The organism is Falsochrobactrum tianjinense (assembly GCF_019100495.1).
In the GTDB taxonomy this organism is placed as follows: Bacteria; Pseudomonadota; Alphaproteobacteria; order Rhizobiales; family Rhizobiaceae; genus Brucella; species Brucella tianjinense.
In genome coordinates, this window is record NZ_JAHRVA010000002.1 from 166,330 (window position 1) to 182,911 (window position 16,582).

The following is a 16,582-nucleotide window of genomic DNA, read 5'->3' on the forward strand; positions in this document are numbered from 1 at the left end:
CAGGAAGTATCCGTGATGGAGAGAAAGATGTTTGCCCGTTTCAACAGTCGTTTTGGTCACGCTTTTACGCAGTTCAACAGCGCAGTTCAGGCCGCTGCTGCCCTGCGCGTGGGACATCAGCCGCGTAAGCGCGACCTTGAAGCACTTGGTATAAATGTTGCGGAATTCCGCAAAATTCATGGATAAAGCTTAAGAGACTGATTGAAAAGCCCGGAACATCCGGGCTTTTTCTGGTTAATCTTCATCCGACGCCATTTGAGCAAGCAATCCGCCCTTGCCACGCTGGCGTAGGATCATCGGGACCACAACCGCCGTAATGGCCAGCAAGATCAATGTCACCGAGACCCACGAACTGACCAGAGTGAGCGGATTGCCCTGACTGATCTGCAATGCCTGACGCAGGCTTTTTTCGGCCATTGGCCCAAGAATAAGCCCCACGACTACAGGCGCAATCGGATAGGAAAAGCGGCGCAGCACGTAGCCAAGCAGGCCAAACGCCAAAAGCAGGCCCAGTTCGAACGAGACTGGCAGACCGAAAAGCATTGAGGTCGAAGCATTTGCGCCGATGGTGCCGAGCGTGGCGAAGACCAAAATGCCCGCATAGAGCCAATGGCGCGGGATGGTCAGCATCTTTACCCAAAGACCGATCATCGGCAAATTGAGCACCAGCAGCATCAGATTGGCCACCAGAAGGCTCGCAACCAGACCCCATACCAGCGAAGCATTGGTCACAAACAACAGCGGTCCGGGCTGAAGGCCGAATTGCTGGAAGCCTGCCAGCATAATAGCGGCTGTCGCCGTTGTCGGGAGGCCGAGCGTGAGCAGGGGCACCAGTGTACCAGCGGCAGAGGCATTGTTTGCAGCCTCCGGACCGGCGACACCTTCAATTGCGCCTTTGCCGAATTCTTCGGGATGCTTGGAAAATTGACGTTCCGCAGAATAGGATAAAAAGCTCGATACGTCCGCGCCACCGGCAGGCATCGCCCCAATGGGAAAACCGATCGCCGTACCGCGCAGCCACGGCACCCATGAGCGTTTCCAATCCGCCTTCGTCATCCAGACGGAACCTTTGATGGCGATGACCTCGTCATCGGGGGTCAGTTTTTTGGATACGACCGCAAGCGTTTCGCCAATGGCAAACAATGCCACGGCCATCGTGGTCACATTGATGCCGTCGAGAAGATTTGGCGTACCCATGACGAGGCGCGCCTGGCCGGTCAACTGATCGATCCCGATCAGGCCAAGCGCCAGACCGACGAAAAGCGATGTCAACCCACGCAGTGTCGAATCGCCGAAGGCCGCCGAAACGGTCATGAAGGCTAGAAGCATGAGCGCGAAATATTCCGACGGTCCGAAGGACAGCGCAAATTTGACCACCCATGGCGCGACAAAAGCTAGTGCCAGCGTGGCGATCAGGCCTGCGACGAACGAGCCAATGGCCGCTGTGGCAAGTGCCGGGCCACCACGTCCGGCGCGCGCCATCTTGTTGCCTTCCAGCGCGGTGACGATGGAGGCGCTTTCGCCTGGCGTGTTGAGCAGGATCGATGTGGTCGAACCGCCATACATGCCGCCATAATAAATACCCGCGAACATGATGAGCGAGCCGGATGGATCGAGCTTGTAGGTGACAGGCAGAAGAAGGGCGACGGTAAGTGCCGGACCGATGCCGGGAAGAACGCCGACCGCTGTTCCCAACGTTACGCCGATCAATGCGTAAAGAAGGTTTATGGGCTCCAGTGCCACTATGAGGCCGTGGGCGAGGAGTGCGACAGTATCCATGTGGCATCTCCCTTTAGACGAACTGTTCCAGCCAGCCGGATGGCAGCGAAAGTTGCAAGCCGCGTGAGAAAATGACCCAGACAGCGAAAGCAAAAATGATTCCAATGGGCAGGCTGATCCAGAACTTGCGATAGCCGAAACCGCGCGCTGTCGCGGCAAAAAGCAGTCCTGTCGACAACGAAAAACCGATGGTCTTCATCGTCAGCATCTGGATCGCCAGACCGCCGATGATCCACGCCATAGGCGCCATTTCCTGTTGCTCCCGTTCGGGAAAATCGCCGCGAATTGCTTCGATCACTGTCCAGATAGCCAGCCCGAACAGCCCGGCTGCGACGATATAGGAAACAGTTTTGGGGCCGACCGGCGAATAGGACAGGACAGTATTGCCATAGGCCGTCGCCCAAGCAATCGCAATGGCAATGGCGGCCAGAACGAAGGCTATGACAAGAGCAGCGTGATCAGGACCTGCGCGTTGTTGCGCCGCCCCATCGGGACGGCGTTGTTCCTGTTGTTGCGTTCCTGTCATTTGACGAGGCCAATTTCCTTGAGGATAACTTCCGTCGACTTGATGTCCTTGGCAAGTTGCTCCTTGAACGCATCGCCCGCCAGATAGGTGTCTGCCCAACCCTTGTCCTTGAGGCTTTTCTGCCAGGATTCCGATTTTACCATCTTCTCGATGTCAGCATTGATCGCTGCTTCCTGTTCAGCGGTAAGATCGGGTGCCGCGCCGACCATGCGCCAGTTCTGGATCGAAACATCCACACCGCCCTCCTTGAAGGTGGGGGCGTCAATGCCGTCAATGGACTCGTCGCTGGAAATGCCGATAACACGCAATGCTCCGGCTTCGATCTGAGCTTCGAATTCGCCATAGCCGGAAATGCCGACCGTTACCTGATTGCCCAGAATTGCGGCGAGTGCTTCGCCGCCGCCCGAAAAGGCGATGTAATTGATCTTGGTGGGGTCTACGCCAACAGCCTTTGCAAGAAGGCCAGCGGTGATGTGGTCTGTGCCACCAGCCGAGCCACCGCCCCATGAAACAGAGCCGGGATCGGCTTTAAGCTTTTCAACGAGATCACCCAGATTCTGAATGTCAGAAGATGCCGGGACGACGATGGCTTCATATTCGCCGGTCAGGCGCGCGATCGGCGTGATGGCATCGAGCGTGATCGGGGATTTGTTGGTCAGAATTGCGCCGACCATCACATAGCCGCCGACAATCAGCTGGCCTGGATCGCCCTTGTTCTGATTAACAAATTGCGCAAGGCCGATTGTGCCGCCCGCGCCAGGTACGTTGATGACTTGCACGCTGCCGGAAATCTCTTCGTCCTGAAGTACGTTCTGCATCGTGCGCGCGGTTTGGTCCCAGCCGCCGCCCGGAGCCGCAGGAGCCAAGATTTTGTAGTCCTCCGCCAAAGCAGCACTCGCCACGGCCAGAGCGGCGATGGATGTAAGGGCCAGAATCAATTTACGCATAAGTCCTCCCTGAATGCACTTGCGTGCAGTTTTGCCGCCATTCGGCGGTCCTCCTCTAAACCCCTCTGCCTTGCCAGCAGATTTTTCGTAAAGCAGATTACAGAAGAGAAATGAAAAATGCCAGCAAACGCATTGCGGCTTTAGCGGCAATAGGCACTCTTTTTCAGCGCCCGGCATTCTTTCGGTTGACCAATCTTCCAGTTGAGTTAAGGCAACTTGCATGATTTCCTACCGCTTAAACAGGGCTGAAAATCTTCTTCTTGCTGCCGTTTTGGCAAAGGTTGAATTACTCGTGCCGGAGCCTTGCTCCGAGTAAGTATTAGAATGCGCGGATCTTAAATAAGTTGGGCGATCATTAAGGAATTTCTAATGTATTGTATCAATGACTATTTGTATAAAGCCCAAAAGGTGAGGATTTCACCTTGGTTTATCACGGGAAGGTGACGAATTTACTTAACAATATTTTTCATTCTATTGACGGCCTGTCTATAAGCCGGGCATTCGCAATCTGACAGTTTTTAGGATGCGGTGCCCATTCTTGACTTCTCCTAGTTTGGAATGGACCTATTTGGATGACCAAACAGTATCGGCATGCTCGCTGCGCTGTAACCAAATATTTGGGGCATGTGCCGACTAAGATTTTTGAAGCTTTAATTACTATATTTATAAAAACGGCAGCTTTCCGTTTCGGAAAGCTGCCGTTGTTTTTTGAAATCGTATAGCCAAATTGGTGCAGCGTTAAGCCTCACCAAGCGCTTGCCTGAGCCGATACTGTTCCAGATCGAGGCCCAGTTCTTTTGCACGTGTGATGATCGGCGCAAAGCGGCGCTGCTTTTTTTCTTCATGGTTGGAGGCGATATCGGCAATCCGGTGCTTGAGGAAAGGATTGAGGAACCGTTCCCGCACTGAGCCGACATAGGTTTCCGCTTCGCTTCCAAGGTCGTCGGCAGCAAAAACCGGCAGAACTTCCTCACGCCACATGGCTTCGAGCCCATCGCGGACAGCCGGGTCCTGCATGGCCTCGAGCACGATCTCATCCTTGGGGCGAGCAGTTTTCAACCATTGCTCGGCAATGTAGGTATGGCCGAGATTGAGAAGGTAAAGTTTCAACCGCTCGTAACGAGCCAGATCATCGGTCACGACAATATCGGGATGCTGGCAGGGAAGGGTCAGCCCTTCTGTCTTTTCGATGGCCCAGAGCGCATAGGGTTCAGCGATTGCTCCGACCGGATCGATGGGTTCGGAGACGATGCGATCAACGAGACTGTTGGCGAAGACGCATTTCGTTTCAATCCATTGCCTGAATGTATCGGGCAGGCTCCAGTCTTGCGCCATTTGGAGCAGGATCGAACGCAATTTGTCGCCATTGCGCGAAATAAGTTCGCAAGGAAAGATCGAAAGCGGCGCGTCGGGATTGGTCTGCCAGCGATGATGCAGCAGTACGAGAAGCTTGGCCGGAAAGCTTTTCGGCAAACGGTCGGGGCTTGTAATCAGCGTACTGTCGTCGCCGCCATCAAGTTCATACCCCTTATCGGCTGTGTTGGAGAGGATGACTTTCACATTTGCGGAAAGCGTGCGGATTGTCTGCCAGTCTTGATGCGCCGAATAAGCGGCGGTGACGCTTCTTGCCTGATGCTGCACATCAACCGGCTTGCCGCCCGACAGGCCCCGGATGATGACCGGATAGCCTTGGCCGCTGTTCAGTGCCGCGATACGGCGAGCGCTGTCGGGATTTGCGGTCGTCTGCACGATAGCGACCGTGCCAATCGCGTCACCCTTGGCCAGTGCTTCCGAAATGAAAAAATCCGCGTGTCCCAGCAGGAAACGACTGGTGCCGAATTGCAGAATCGATGGTTGTCCGCTCATTTTCTCTCCCTCGATTGATTATGTGAATAGCTAATCCAGCACTTGAAATTGGTCAAGCCAGTCTCGAGAAGATGACAGAAAAGCAGTGCGACAAAACGGCAGAAATATATAAAATTCATAAATATCAATAATATGGCAAATATTGCACTTTGGATCGGTTCAAAATATGGTAAGGCCAGTTTGGGAGTGATCATGAACGAACATATTGGCTCGGTTGAGCCACGGCGACTTTATCAGCAGATTGCCGACCAGGTCAGGCTTTTAATCCGTGACGGACATTTCCCGGCTGGAAGCAGGCTTCCGGCCGAGCGTGAGCTTGCGCAGCAACTTGGAGTATCGCGTCCGTCGCTGCGCGAGGCCCTGATCGCGCTGGAAATTGCCGGCAATGTCGAAATTCGCATGGGGTCTGGCATTTATGTGACCGTGGAGCCGGAGAACAGGCCGGGTGTTCAGGGTGGTTCGGTTGGTGAAAGCGTGCTGGAAATCATGCAGGCGCGCGCACTTGTTGAAGGCAGCGCTATTGTCATGGCTTGCAGCCAGATGACGTCGGAGACTCTGGAGCGTCTGCGTGCCAATCTGGATGCCATGCATGCGTTGATTGCGACTGGCCGCAAGGCGATCGATCTGGACCGGCAATTCCATTTGATCATCGCTGAGCAGTCAGGCAATTCCGTGATGGCCCGCATTGTACGCGATCTGTTCGATGAGCGGTACAGCCCGCTCACGGCGCAGATCAGAACGCGCTTTGAAACCGGCGACACATGGATGCTGGCTTTGGCCGAGCATGAGAAAATCTATGCAGCGCTGGAGGCGAGGGACTCACTTCTGGCGCAGGCGGCGATGCGAATGCATCTGGAAGCATCCAAGCAGCGCTGGATGGAAAGCGAGCCGATGCGAGCCCAGGTGTGAGAGGCAGTTTGGGCTAGTGAACGAATTTAGGATTGAGGTCAGAAAATGAATGACAAGGTTGTACCGGCAGTGGCGCCGGTGATCCTTTTGCACCCATCCGATGATGTGGCGGTTGCGCGTGTTTCGATCCGCGCTGGCGATCCGATCGGTCTTGGCGACGTTGTTGCCCACGATCTGATCGGGCGCGGTCACAAGGTTGCGCTGCATGCCATTTCGGCAGGCAAGGAAGTGCATAAATACGGTCAGGTGATCGGGGTGGCGACGCGAGGTATCGCAGTTGGCGAACATGTACATCTCCACAATCTCGCTATGTTGCCTTCCGAACACGAGCATCAGTTTTCGATCGATATCGAAGAACGGGGCATGTTGCCCGAGGCCGAGCGCCGCCAGTTCATGGGCTATGATCGCGGTTTCGGCGGCGTGGGCACGCGCAACTATATCGGTATCATTTCGTCGGTGAACTGCTCAGCAACTGTCTCGCGCTATATCGCTGATTATTTCAACCGCATGGGCGGATTGGACGGCTTCGACAATATCGATGGCGTGGTTGCGTTGACACACGGCACAGGCTGCGCGCTTAATACGAAGTCGGAAGGCTATCGCCTGCTTACCCGCACCATTCAGGGCTACGCCAAGCATCCGAATTTCGGTGGTATATTACTGATCGGGCTAGGTTGTGAAACCAACCAGATCGCGCCTATCCTCGAACATTATCGCATGGAGGAAGGCGAGCGCCTGCGTACCATGACGATCCAGCAGCATGGCGGCACGCGCAAGACCATTGATGCGGCCATCGAACAGATCAAGGAAATGTTGCCGCTGGTCAATTCGGCCAAGCGCACGCCGCAACCCTTGTCCAAGCTAAAAGTGGCGCTCGAATGCGGTGGCTCCGATGGTTATTCGGGTATTTCGGCCAATCCTGCGTTGGGCTATGCGTCCGATCTCATCGTGCGCAATGGCGGCACGACCGTTCTTTCGGAAACGCCTGAAATCTATGGTGCGGAACATCTTCTAACCCGCCGCGCGATAACGCCTGCTGTCGCAGAAAAGCTGCTGCAGCGCATCGACTGGTGGCGCGATTACACCGCGCGCAACGGTGACGAGTTGAACAATAACCCTTCGCATGGCAACAAGCTGGGCGGTCTCACCACCATTCTGGAAAAGTCGCTTGGCGCGGTCGCCAAGGGCGGCTCCATGCCGCTCAAGGCTGTTTATGAATTCGCCGAAACCGTGACCGAACAGGGCTTCGTTTTCATGGATACGCCGGGATACGACCCGGTTGCGGTGACCGGGCAGGTGGCTGGCGGCTGCAATGTCATCTGCTTCACGACCGGGCGCGGCTCTGTCTCTGGCTTCAAGCCTGCACCCTGCATCAAGATCGCCACCAATTCCGAAATGTATGAGCATATGAAGGAAGACATGGACTTCAATTGCGGCGGCATAGTCAAAGGCGAGGAAACCATCGAAGAATCGGGAACGCGCATCTTCGAGCATATCATTGCGGTAGCGTCGGGCCAGGAAACGTTGAGCGAAATTTACGACTATGGCGATAATGAATTCGTGCCCTGGCAGGTCGGGGCCGTAACCTGATTTGCCGCAATAAGCATTCCAACTGACAGGATAATCCGATGGTCAAGGCTCTGCGTATAGAGAGCGAAAACATTACCCGCTTCGCCGAAGTTGACGAAGCCCCGCTATTGCCCGGCTATGTACGGGTGAGCGTACGGCACATAGGGCTGTGCGGCAGCGATCTCAACACGTTCAAAGGACTTAATCCGTTGGTTGAACTGCCGCGTATTCCAGGCCATGAAATCGGTGGCGAAATCATTGAGGCGGGCGAGGGCGTCGATGGAGCCTACGCCAAGGGCAAGCGCGTGATCGTGATGCCTTACACCAACTGCGGCACCTGCTCGTCGTGCCGCAAGGGTCGCCTGAATGCCTGCCGCTACAACAAGACGCTCGGTGTGCAGCAGAATGGCGGTCTGGCTGAACAGATCGTCCTGCCAGCCGAAAAGCTTATTCTCAACGAGAGCCTGGCTCCACGCCATCTGGCTCTGGTTGAACCGCTTTCGGTGGGCTTTCATGCGGTCGAACGCGGGCGCGTTGCGGCTGACGATACGGTTGCCGTGCTTGGTTGCGGCATGATTGGCATGGGCGTGTTGCTGGGCGCTGTCGCGCGTGGAGCGAAGGTCATTGCCATCGATCCAAGTGCCGAAAAACGCGAACTGGCGCTGAAATTCGGTGCGGCTCACGCTCTGCCGGGCGGTGAGGATGTGGTCGCGAAGGTGCAGGAACTGACGGACGGTGACGGCGTGGATGTGGCCTTCGAGGCGGTCGGCTTGCCGATCACCTTCACGCAGGCTGTCGATCTTGCCGGGTTTGCGGGCCGTGTCGTTTATGTCGGCTATTCCAAGGCTCCAGTGACCTATCAGACGCAATTCTTCAACCTCAAAGAGCTTGATATCATGGGATCGCGTAATGCGACGCTACCCGATTTTGAGGCTGTGATCGCACATCTGGAAAAGCTCGGAGCGGACGCCGATCAGCTTATTTCGCGGGTCTTCCCGTTTGAGGAAGCCGAAGCCGCGCTGCCCTTCTGGGACGGCGACCGTAATGTTCTGAAGATCGTGATCGAACGAACGTAATTGAAATCGAAGCAAGGCCCCATGCCGGGAAGGACAGCATGGAAGCCAAGCGGAAGAACCGGCCTCATGGCCATTTGAACCCCTGAAGGGAGGGAATAGTAATGAAAAAAATCGTAACCGGTATGATTGCGGCGAGCATGCTGCTGGCCGGAAGCATGGCGGCTCTGGCTGCCAATGTTTCGATCAAGGTCGCATATGAAAACAATCCTGGCGAGCCTTTCGATGAGGTTATGCATTATTGGAAAGACGATCTTGCAAAGCGTTCCAATGGTGAAATCACGCTTGAACTCTATCCAAGCTCGCAACTCGGTTCCAAGAAGGACGTGACGGAACAGGCCATGATGGGCCTCAATGTCGTGACCATTTCCGATGTCGGCTTCCTTGCGGAATACGACCCGGATCTTGGCGTGCTCTACGGTCCTTTCCTGAGCGACGATCCGGCAGACCTTTTCAAAGTTTATGACGGCGATTGGTTCAAGGCAAAGAGCGAAGAACTGAAAAAGAAAGGCATTCACATCGTAATGCCGAACTATCTTTACGGCATTCGCCAGATCATTTCCAAGAAGCCGATCCGCACGCCTGAAGACCTCAAGGGCATGAAGATTCGCGTGCCGAACAACGTCATGCAGATCAAGACGTTTGAAGCCATGGGTGCGACGCCGACTCCGATGCCGCTTGGTGAAACCTTCCCGGCTTTGGCGCAGGGCGTGATCGATGGTGTTGAAAACCCGATCTCGGTTCTTTATGGCCAGAAATTCCAGGAAGAAGCCAAGTATCTGAGCAAGGTCGGTTATCTCACCAACGTTGCCCTGATTGTCGGTGGCGAAGCATTCTTCTCGACTTTGCCGGAAGAGCAGCTCAAGATGATCCATGAATCCGCCTATGATGCCGGTCTTTACAGCCAGAAGCTGACGATCGAAAAAGACAATGAAATGATCGAGAAGATGAAGGAAGCCGGCGTCGAGATAATCGAAGTCGACCGCGCTCCCTTCAAGGTATTGGCAGAAAAGGTCTATACTCAGTTCCCGGAATGGTCGCCAGGTCTTTATGAGCAAATCCAAGCCGAAATGAACTGACCAATCTCAATTCGGATATTGCCATGTCGCAGTTTGACTGCGGCATGGTGTTTGCATGGGATTTAGTCCGATGAAAATTTTTGAAAAACTGATTGATGGGCTGGCAGCAGCTCCGCTTTTCATTCTGCTCGTCTTGTACAATGTGGCGGTCGTCATGCGCTATTGGCTCCACCAGCCACTGCAATGGACGGAAGAAGTCGCTGGCCTACTGATGATCTGGATCGTGATGCTGGGTAGCGTTGCCGCAGAACGCGACAAGCAGCATCTTCATATTCCGATGTTCGTTGACCTCCTTCCCGGCAGATTACGCGATATGATCAATGCGGTCGTTTCGATCGCCTCCGGAATCTTTCTGCTTTATGTCTCCTATGCCGGATACAAACTGGCCGTGGGGGCGCAGTTTAAAGTAACCAGCGTATTGCGCGTCTCCTATTTCTGGATTGACATTGCGGTCCCGGTTAGCTTCGTCATTATCGCTTTTTATATGTTCTCCGGCGCTTACAAGACCTTGCGCGCCGCCTTTGCGGGAGGCAAGGCATGAGCCTGACCACTATCGTCCTCATCATGCTGGCGTTGATTGCGCTCAACATGCGCCTTTATGTCGGCATTCTGATTGCCGTATTCACTTATTTCGTGTTCTTCAATCCGATGCCGATTGCAATTGCCGTACAGCGCTTCATAAGCCCCGCGCAGAATACGTCGCTACTGGCAATTCCGTTCTTCATCATGCTCGGCACAGTCATGTCCCATACCGGCATTGCGGAGCGTTTGATCAAGGTGGCCGATATTCTTGTCGGTCGCATGCGCGGCGGCATGGCGCTCACCAATATCATGGTTTCCACCTTGATGGGCGGCGTGAGTGCTTCAAACCTTGCCGATAGCGCTATGCTGACCCGCATGATGGTGCCGGAAATGGTCAAGCGAGGTTATGACAAGGCGTTCTCCTGCGCCGTGACTGCTGCCGGTTCGCTGATTACGCCGATCATTCCTCCAGGTATTGCGCTTATTATTTACGGCCTGATTGCCGATGTTTCTATCGGCAAGATGTTCATGGCCGGCATTGTTCCCGGTGTTTTGGGGGCCGCTATCTTGATGTTTGCAGCCTATCTGACCTCGGTGAAGCGCGGCTACAAGCCGAGCCGCACGCACAGGATGACGGGAGCAGAGGTTGCATCCACATTGGCTTCCGCATGGCCAGCCGTGGTTTTGCTGTTCGCAATTCTCGGCGGTATCCGCATGAATATCTTTACCCCGACAGAAGCCGGTGCGGTGGCGGTTACGCTGGTGCTCATCATCGGATTTGTGATCTATCGCGAGATGCGCGTGTCGCATGTGGTGGATTCGCTGGTTGAAACCGCGAAATCCACCGCCTCGGTCATGCTCGTTATCATGGCTTCCTCCGCGCTTGCCTGGGTGTTCTCGCTCGAACAGGCCGGTGTTGCCCTGATGCAGCTTATTTCGTCTTTCACCAGCAATCCCTACACATTTCTGCTGGCTGTGAACGTGATCCTTCTGCTGCTCGGCTCGCTGATCGAAGGTACTGCGCTGATGATCGTTCTGGTACCGTTGCTCATGCCAACCGTTCATGCGTTGGGCATTGATCCGGTGCATTTCGGCATCGTCGTCATCATCAACCTGTCCGTCGGCACGCTGACACCGCCGGTCGGCACGGTAATGCTGATGGTTTGCAACATCGCCAAGGTCAAGGTGGGCGACTTCACTCGGCAAGCTTTGAGCATGTATGCGGCTTTGTTTATCCTACTGGCACTCGTCACCTATGTGCCAATAATTTCAACATTGCTGGCTTACTGATAGAAAAACTTATTGTTAAAAAGAAAAGCGCGGGGGGATTCCCGCGCTTTTTTCTTGCCTGCTAAAATATGACTTGGAAAAGGGGGTTAGGTTTTCCGTCGGATTTGCGCCTGTTTTCATGTATGGCGGGGACTGAATCGAACAGAAGTATAATCATATATATTTACTGTTGTTAATCTCATCTATATTGTGACAATACTAAAATTAGCGTATGTCGCAGCTAAATCCATATTTGTCGCAGTTCGCCGGTGCGCAACCATTTCACGGGACTACTATCATAGTCGGGTTGGCCCATTTTTTGCGATTATCCGCTGTATGGGAAAGCCCTTATATTTCGTCGTGCACCCATCAAAAAATGTCCAAGGGAACGGGTGCATAAAGATGAATTCACGGCTGTGGGTGGACATGTCGAGAAATGACCTATATAGAATCAGGATACCAATCGCCAATCATTCTCCGCAGGCCGTTCGTAGCCTGCAGTATGTGCATGCTCTATTCGCACTGGAATGAAGAATTATTAATTATGAAAAGGAGATTAAGTCCGCCGGCACAGCGGGGTTAGACATAATGCATGGTATTTTATACAAGGACGATAGTATGAAGTCGCCTGCTAAGACAAAAATAAGCTTGAACGGCGTGTTTAAAGTCTTCGGCGACGATCCGGAGCGTGCAATGCAGGAATTGCGCGCAGGTAAATCAAAAGCCCAGATTCACAGTGATTATGGCGCCACGATTGGCGTAGATGACGCGACTTTCGATATTTATGAGGGCGAAGTATTCGTCATCATGGGGCTGTCTGGTTCAGGTAAATCGACGCTTCTGCGCCTGCTCAACCGCCTCATTGAGCCGACTGCTGGCTCCATCGAAGTCGACGGTCGTGAGATCGTAAAAATGTCGAAGCGCGAATTGATCGATCTGCGCCGCCGCGACATGAGCATGGTATTTCAGTCTTTTGCACTGCTTCCCAATCGCACCGTTTTGAACAATGCCGCTTTCGGCCTTGAAGTCGCCGGGATAGGCGAAGGCAAGCGGCATGAAAAAGCGCTCAAGGCGCTTGACGCCGTGGGGCTTGAGCCTTACGCCAACAGTATGCCGGACCAGCTTTCGGGCGGCATGAAGCAGCGTGTCGGCCTGGCGCGCGCGCTGGCAAGCGAGCCGACCATCCTTCTGATGGATGAGGCTTTCTCCGCACTCGATCCTCTGATCCGCACGGAAATGCAAGATGAGCTCAAGCGACTTCAGGCCAAGCAGAGCCGCACTATTATTTTTGTCAGCCATGACCTCGATGAAGCCATGCGTATCGGCGATCGAATCTGCATCATGCAGCATGGCAAGGTCGTTCAGGTGGGAACGCCGAACGAAATCGTTTCCGCGCCTGCCAATGATTATGTCCGCTCCTTCTTCCGAAATGTCGATGTTTCGCGGGTCTTTAAGGCGGCGGATGTGGCGCGCGAGGATGAGTTGATTGCATTCGATCCTTCGCAACTGGAATCTGCGCTGGAACGGCTCGACGCAAGTGGAAAAACATACGGGGTGCTGATCGACGCCGATCACATTTATCACGGGGTCGTCACGCGTGATGCGTTGGCGAATGGCGGCGTGGGCGCGAGTGAGGAACAGCTTGATTGCGCAAAGACCATACAGGCTGATGCGCCGCTTTCGGAGCTTTTGATGCGCGTTGCGGAAAGCCCATGGCCCGTACCTGTAACGGATAGGAACAACCGCTATATCGGGGCCATCAGCAAGTCTGCACTGCTGGAGTCGCTTGGTCGCGCGGGGTGATCCCGCAGAGCCCGCCGGGCTGTGTTCCGGCAGGCAGGCTTACGGGCTTCGGCCCAGACGCGTCGCATTTAATCATACTCACTGCGCTCGCTCTGGACTCTTAGTTTGTCGCAGTATCGCGGTCATTAAATGAGGCCATTTAACTGCGAAATACTCAAGCCGGACCTTGCGGTCCCGCAGAGGCCAGAGGCAACACGATCCGAAACGGACGGTAAACCATGGATTTGAACTTTAGTATCGGCGGATGGGCAGATGTAACGGTCAATTATATACTTGACCACTTCACACCTGCGCTCGATATGATCGCGGCCACAATCGGCTTTCTAACCGACGGAATTCAAAATACACTCATCGCCATTCCGCCATGGGTGGGGGTTGCGATACTCGCTTTGCTGGCGCTGTGGCGTGTTGGCTGGAAATTTGCGGTATTTACCGTACTTGCGCTTGCTCTTATCATTCATATGAGGCTGTGGATCGGCACGATGGAAAGCCTGTCGCTGGTGCTCGCTTCCACTATTGTTGCGGTGCTGGTGGGCATTCCCCTCGGCATCGCCATGGCGCGCAACGATACAGTCGCGTCAATCGTGCGCCCTGTGCTCGATCTGATGCAGACCATGCCGGCGTTCGTCTATCTTATTCCAGCAGCAATGTTTTTTGGTCTTGGCGCCGTGCCGGGCACGATTGCGACTGTGATTTTCGCCATGCCACCGGTGGTTCGGCTGACCAACCTTGGTATCCGCCAAGTGCATACTGAATTTGTCGAAGCAGGTTTGGCTTTTGGCTGCACATCGCGCCAGTTGCTTTTCAAGGTTCAGCTTCCCAATGCGATGCCTTCCATTATGGCCGGGGTGAACCAGACGATCATGCTGTCGCTTTCAATGGTGGTCATCGCTTCGATGATCGGTGCGGGCGGACTTGGCAATACGGTTCTCACCGGCATCCAGCGTCTCGATGTCGGCAAAGGCTTTGAAGGTGGATTGGCGGTGGTCATTCTGGCCGTCATCCTCGACCGCATCACGCAGAGTTTTGGCAAGGGAAATTCCGGTGGGATAATGGGCTTTTTCAAAAGGTTGGCCTTCATGAAAAAGGACTCTGACGGGCACTCTGCCTCCCCCTTCCGCAAACAGGAGGCATGACGAGAAAATGAGTATGCAGAATAGAAAAGGAGAAGGTATGTTAGGAAAACTGACGAAACTGGGACTCGCAGCCGTTGTGGCAGGCAGCATGACAGCCGGTGCAGCCTTTGCGCAGGACAGCAAAACCGTGAAAATCGGCTGGGCTCCCTGGTCGGATGCGGAGTTCGTAACCAAGCTCGCCGCCAAGCTGATTGAGGATAATCTTGACCAGAAGGTAGAACTGGTTCAAACCGACGTCGCGCCGCTTTATCAGGGCGTGAGCCGGGGCGACATCGATGCCATGATGATGGCCTGGCTACCGGAAACTCATGCGGATTATTACAAGCGTATCGAAGACAAGGTGGAAAACCTTGGCCCTCTTTATGAAGGGGCAAAGCTTGGCTGGATCGTACCAGACTATATTCCAGAGAGCGAAATCAGCTCCATCGAAGATCTCAAGAAACCTGAAGTACGCGAGAAACTCAAAGGCGAGATTCAGGGGATCGATCCGGGTGCGGGCCTGACGCGCCTGTCGCAGGAAGCGATTGAGAAATATGGCCTTGATTACAAGCTTAATATTTCCAGTGAAGCAGCCATGCTGACGACTGTTGATCGCGCGACGCGTTCCGATGGTTGGTTTGTTGCCACCTCATGGAGTCCGCACTGGATGTTCGGCAAGTACAAGCTGCGCTATATCGACGATCCGAAAGGTGCACTTGGCGGGGCCGAGCATATCGATGCCATTGCACGCAAGGGCTTCAAGGAAGACAATCCGAAGGTGGCATCCCTACTCACCAAGATGGACATTCCGATCAACGACCTGGAAGCAGCTATGTTTGATGCGCAGGAAACCTCCTATGAGAAAGCTGTTGATAAATATATTGCCGATAATCCCGACCGCATCAAGGAATGGCTTGCTGAATAAGCAGGTACATATTTGAAGGGTACACCTTAACGGGTGCGCATTATTAAAAAACTGAAATCCATTTTTGAATAAAATGCGCATGAAAACAATAAGAAGAAGCGCCGGTTCGATTAATCGAACCNCGTCGGAGCAATTATTTTCGCTTCGTGATTCCACTTGTATTTGCGGTGCATAAGACAAGAAGAAGCGCCGGTTCGATTAATCGAACCGGCGCTTCTTCTTGTCTTATGCACCGCAAATACAAGTGGAATCACGAAGCGAAAATAATTGCTCCGACGATAACAGTTTTAAAGATGAATAGGGGCGGGTTCCTCCCCCAAAGAACCCACCCCTGAGCGCATCGCCCCCCGCCAAGGGATGGTCGATGCCTGATCTGAAACTATAATTCATAAATCCAATTGAACAACTTTAGCGCACTTCAATTTATAAATGCAACCTGAATCTTGTTCGAAGTATGTTAATTATTTTGATTAGATATTTATGTGCAAAGCCTGTTCCACAGGATATATAATACTGAAAGCTCCGTTATTCCAGGCCGCAAGCACGCAGGAAAAGTGTGCTGACTTCTCTCTCGATGCGTTCAAGATCGAGCGGTTCTTCCCAATCCAGCTTCATCATGCTGCGCACTTGCGTTTCAAAGTCCGCATAATGCTGCGTGACAGCCCATATGTGTATCTGAAGAAGAAGCGGATCTACCGGTCTGATCCGGCCAGTATCTACCCATGCTTGAATGAGCTTGACTGCATTATGGGTGGCGGCGACATGCTTGGCCCAGTGACGGCGCAAATAGGGAGCGCCATTGGCAATTTCCGTGGTGAAGAGGCGTGATGCCTTTGGATTCTTCTGGCTATATTCAAGCTTTTTGCGGATATATTGCCGGATTACCTTGGCGGGATCTTCCTCGGTGGTGGCCCCAAGAAAAATTTGTTCCCATTCGTCAAGGATAAAGACGATGATATCCTCGTAAAGCTCTTCTTTGCTGGAAATATAATAGTGCAATTGTGGCTTGGTCAGCCCGGCACGTTGGGCGATGCCTTGCGTGGATGCGCCTACAAGCCCTTTTTTGGCAAATTCATCAATTGCGGCCGCGCGGATAGCGTCGAGAATGCGCTGCCGGCGACCGAGAACCCTGTCTCGGCCGGTCAATTCGGTGCCGCCATTCTCGTTGTCACTGCTCATGGCACGGACCGTATACTAGAA

At 53.8% G+C, this 16,582-nt stretch carries 15 protein-coding genes; 10 read left to right on the forward strand and 5 right to left on the reverse strand.

Going from position 1 to position 16,582, the window contains the following annotated elements:
* Nucleotides 1–12: 12 nt before the first annotated feature.
* Complete coding sequence (locus tag KUG47_RS06420) at nt 13–186, forward strand: hypothetical protein (RefSeq protein WP_217677418.1); 174 nt, start codon at nt 13–15, stop codon at nt 184–186.
* 48 nt (nt 187–234) lie between these two features.
* Here KUG47_RS06420 and KUG47_RS06425 read toward each other — a convergent pair whose 3' ends face one another.
* The 4 genes from KUG47_RS06425 to KUG47_RS06440 form a co-directional block, all read right to left on the reverse strand.
* Nucleotides 235–1,779 carry a tripartite tricarboxylate transporter permease gene (locus KUG47_RS06425; protein ID WP_217677132.1) on the reverse strand — a complete coding sequence of 515 codons (1,545 nt, stop codon included), beginning with the start codon at nt 1,777–1,779 and terminating at the stop codon, nt 235–237.
* A gap of 13 nt (nt 1,780–1,792) precedes the next feature.
* Nucleotides 1,793–2,305 (reverse strand): tripartite tricarboxylate transporter TctB family protein, encoded by a 513-nt coding sequence (locus KUG47_RS06430; RefSeq protein ID WP_217677133.1) that lies wholly within the window; start codon nt 2,303–2,305, stop codon nt 1,793–1,795.
* Nucleotides 2,302–3,252 (reverse strand): Bug family tripartite tricarboxylate transporter substrate binding protein, encoded by a 951-nt coding sequence (locus tag KUG47_RS06435; RefSeq protein ID WP_217677134.1) that lies wholly within the window; start codon nt 3,250–3,252, stop codon nt 2,302–2,304. The genes KUG47_RS06430 and KUG47_RS06435 overlap by 4 nt, the downstream gene beginning before the upstream one ends.
* A 738-nt stretch (nt 3,253–3,990) precedes the next feature.
* Nucleotides 3,991–5,118 (reverse strand): mannitol dehydrogenase family protein, encoded by a 1,128-nt coding sequence (locus KUG47_RS06440; protein WP_217677135.1) that lies wholly within the window; start codon nt 5,116–5,118, stop codon nt 3,991–3,993.
* A gap of 192 nt (nt 5,119–5,310) precedes the next feature.
* On the opposite strand from KUG47_RS06440, the gene KUG47_RS06445 reads away from it, so the two are divergent.
* The 9 genes from KUG47_RS06445 to KUG47_RS06485 all read left to right on the forward strand — a co-directional run bounded on the left by KUG47_RS06445 (nt 5,311) and on the right by KUG47_RS06485 (nt 15,382).
* Nucleotides 5,311–6,027 carry a FadR/GntR family transcriptional regulator gene (locus KUG47_RS06445; protein WP_217677136.1) on the forward strand — a complete coding sequence of 239 codons (717 nt, stop codon included), beginning with the start codon at nt 5,311–5,313 and terminating at the stop codon, nt 6,025–6,027.
* A 45-nt stretch (nt 6,028–6,072) separates the two neighbouring features.
* Nucleotides 6,073–7,617 carry a UxaA family hydrolase gene (locus KUG47_RS06450; RefSeq protein WP_217677137.1) on the forward strand — a complete coding sequence of 515 codons (1,545 nt, stop codon included), beginning with the start codon at nt 6,073–6,075 and terminating at the stop codon, nt 7,615–7,617.
* Nucleotides 7,618–7,655: 38 nt separating this feature from the next.
* Nucleotides 7,656–8,672 carry a zinc-binding alcohol dehydrogenase family protein gene (locus KUG47_RS06455; protein ID WP_217677138.1) on the forward strand — a complete coding sequence of 339 codons (1,017 nt, stop codon included), beginning with the start codon at nt 7,656–7,658 and terminating at the stop codon, nt 8,670–8,672.
* A 101-nt stretch (nt 8,673–8,773) separates the two neighbouring features.
* Nucleotides 8,774–9,748 (forward strand): C4-dicarboxylate TRAP transporter substrate-binding protein, encoded by a 975-nt coding sequence (locus KUG47_RS06460; protein WP_217677139.1) that lies wholly within the window; start codon nt 8,774–8,776, stop codon nt 9,746–9,748.
* Between the two features lie 70 nt (nt 9,749–9,818).
* Nucleotides 9,819–10,289: a TRAP transporter small permease gene (locus tag KUG47_RS06465; RefSeq protein WP_217677140.1), complete on the forward strand. Its 471-nt coding sequence runs from the start codon at nt 9,819–9,821 to the stop codon at nt 10,287–10,289.
* Nucleotides 10,286–11,560, forward strand: a complete 1,275-nt coding sequence (locus tag KUG47_RS06470; protein ID WP_217677141.1) for a TRAP transporter large permease — start codon at nt 10,286–10,288, stop codon at nt 11,558–11,560. The genes KUG47_RS06465 and KUG47_RS06470 overlap by 4 nt, the downstream gene beginning before the upstream one ends.
* Before the next feature lie 597 nt (nt 11,561–12,157).
* Nucleotides 12,158–13,342, forward strand: coding sequence for a glycine betaine/L-proline ABC transporter ATP-binding protein ProV (gene proV / locus KUG47_RS06475; RefSeq protein ID WP_217677142.1), 1,185 nt, complete (start codon nt 12,158–12,160; stop codon nt 13,340–13,342).
* A 218-nt stretch (nt 13,343–13,560) separates the two neighbouring features.
* Nucleotides 13,561–14,478 carry an ABC transporter permease gene (locus KUG47_RS06480; protein ID WP_217677143.1) on the forward strand — a complete coding sequence of 306 codons (918 nt, stop codon included), beginning with the start codon at nt 13,561–13,563 and terminating at the stop codon, nt 14,476–14,478.
* A gap of 37 nt (nt 14,479–14,515) precedes the next feature.
* Entirely contained in the window at nt 14,516–15,382 is an 867-nt protein-coding gene (locus KUG47_RS06485) for a glycine betaine ABC transporter substrate-binding protein (protein WP_217677144.1), read from the forward strand.
* Nucleotides 15,383–15,907: 525 nt separating this feature from the next.
* Here the strand turns inward: KUG47_RS06485 and KUG47_RS06490 are convergent.
* Complete coding sequence (locus tag KUG47_RS06490) at nt 15,908–16,561, reverse strand: TetR family transcriptional regulator C-terminal domain-containing protein (protein ID WP_217677145.1); 654 nt, start codon at nt 16,559–16,561, stop codon at nt 15,908–15,910.
* Between the last annotated feature and the right edge of the window lie 21 nt (nt 16,562–16,582).

Bases quoted from the DNA above. Each gene is read 5' to 3' on its own strand.
- KUG47_RS06480 (WP_217677143.1), top strand. From the start codon at position 13,561: ATGGATTTGAACTTTAGTATCGGCGGATGGGCAGATGTAACGGTCAAT.
- KUG47_RS06455 (WP_217677138.1), top strand. From the start codon at position 7,656: ATGGTCAAGGCTCTGCGTATAGAGAGCGAAAACATTACCCGCTTCGCC.
- KUG47_RS06435 (WP_217677134.1), bottom strand. From the start codon at position 3,252: ATGCGTAAATTGATTCTGGCCCTTACATCCATCGCCGCTCTGGCCGTG.
- KUG47_RS06440 (WP_217677135.1), bottom strand. From the start codon at position 5,118: ATGAGCGGACAACCATCGATTCTGCAATTCGGCACCAGTCGTTTCCTG.
- KUG47_RS06430 (WP_217677133.1), bottom strand. From the start codon at position 2,305: ATGACAGGAACGCAACAACAGGAACAACGCCGTCCCGATGGGGCGGCG.
- KUG47_RS06485 (WP_217677144.1), top strand. From the start codon at position 14,516: ATGTTAGGAAAACTGACGAAACTGGGACTCGCAGCCGTTGTGGCAGGC.
- KUG47_RS06445 (WP_217677136.1), top strand. From the start codon at position 5,311: ATGAACGAACATATTGGCTCGGTTGAGCCACGGCGACTTTATCAGCAG.
- KUG47_RS06460 (WP_217677139.1), top strand. From the start codon at position 8,774: ATGAAAAAAATCGTAACCGGTATGATTGCGGCGAGCATGCTGCTGGCC.
- KUG47_RS06490 (WP_217677145.1), bottom strand. From the start codon at position 16,561: ATGAGCAGTGACAACGAGAATGGCGGCACCGAATTGACCGGCCGAGAC.
- KUG47_RS06425 (WP_217677132.1), bottom strand. From the start codon at position 1,779: ATGGATACTGTCGCACTCCTCGCCCACGGCCTCATAGTGGCACTGGAG.
- KUG47_RS06450 (WP_217677137.1), top strand. From the start codon at position 6,073: ATGAATGACAAGGTTGTACCGGCAGTGGCGCCGGTGATCCTTTTGCAC.
- proV (WP_217677142.1), top strand. From the start codon at position 12,158: ATGAAGTCGCCTGCTAAGACAAAAATAAGCTTGAACGGCGTGTTTAAA.
- KUG47_RS06470 (WP_217677141.1), top strand. From the start codon at position 10,286: ATGAGCCTGACCACTATCGTCCTCATCATGCTGGCGTTGATTGCGCTC.
- KUG47_RS06465 (WP_217677140.1), top strand. From the start codon at position 9,819: ATGAAAATTTTTGAAAAACTGATTGATGGGCTGGCAGCAGCTCCGCTT.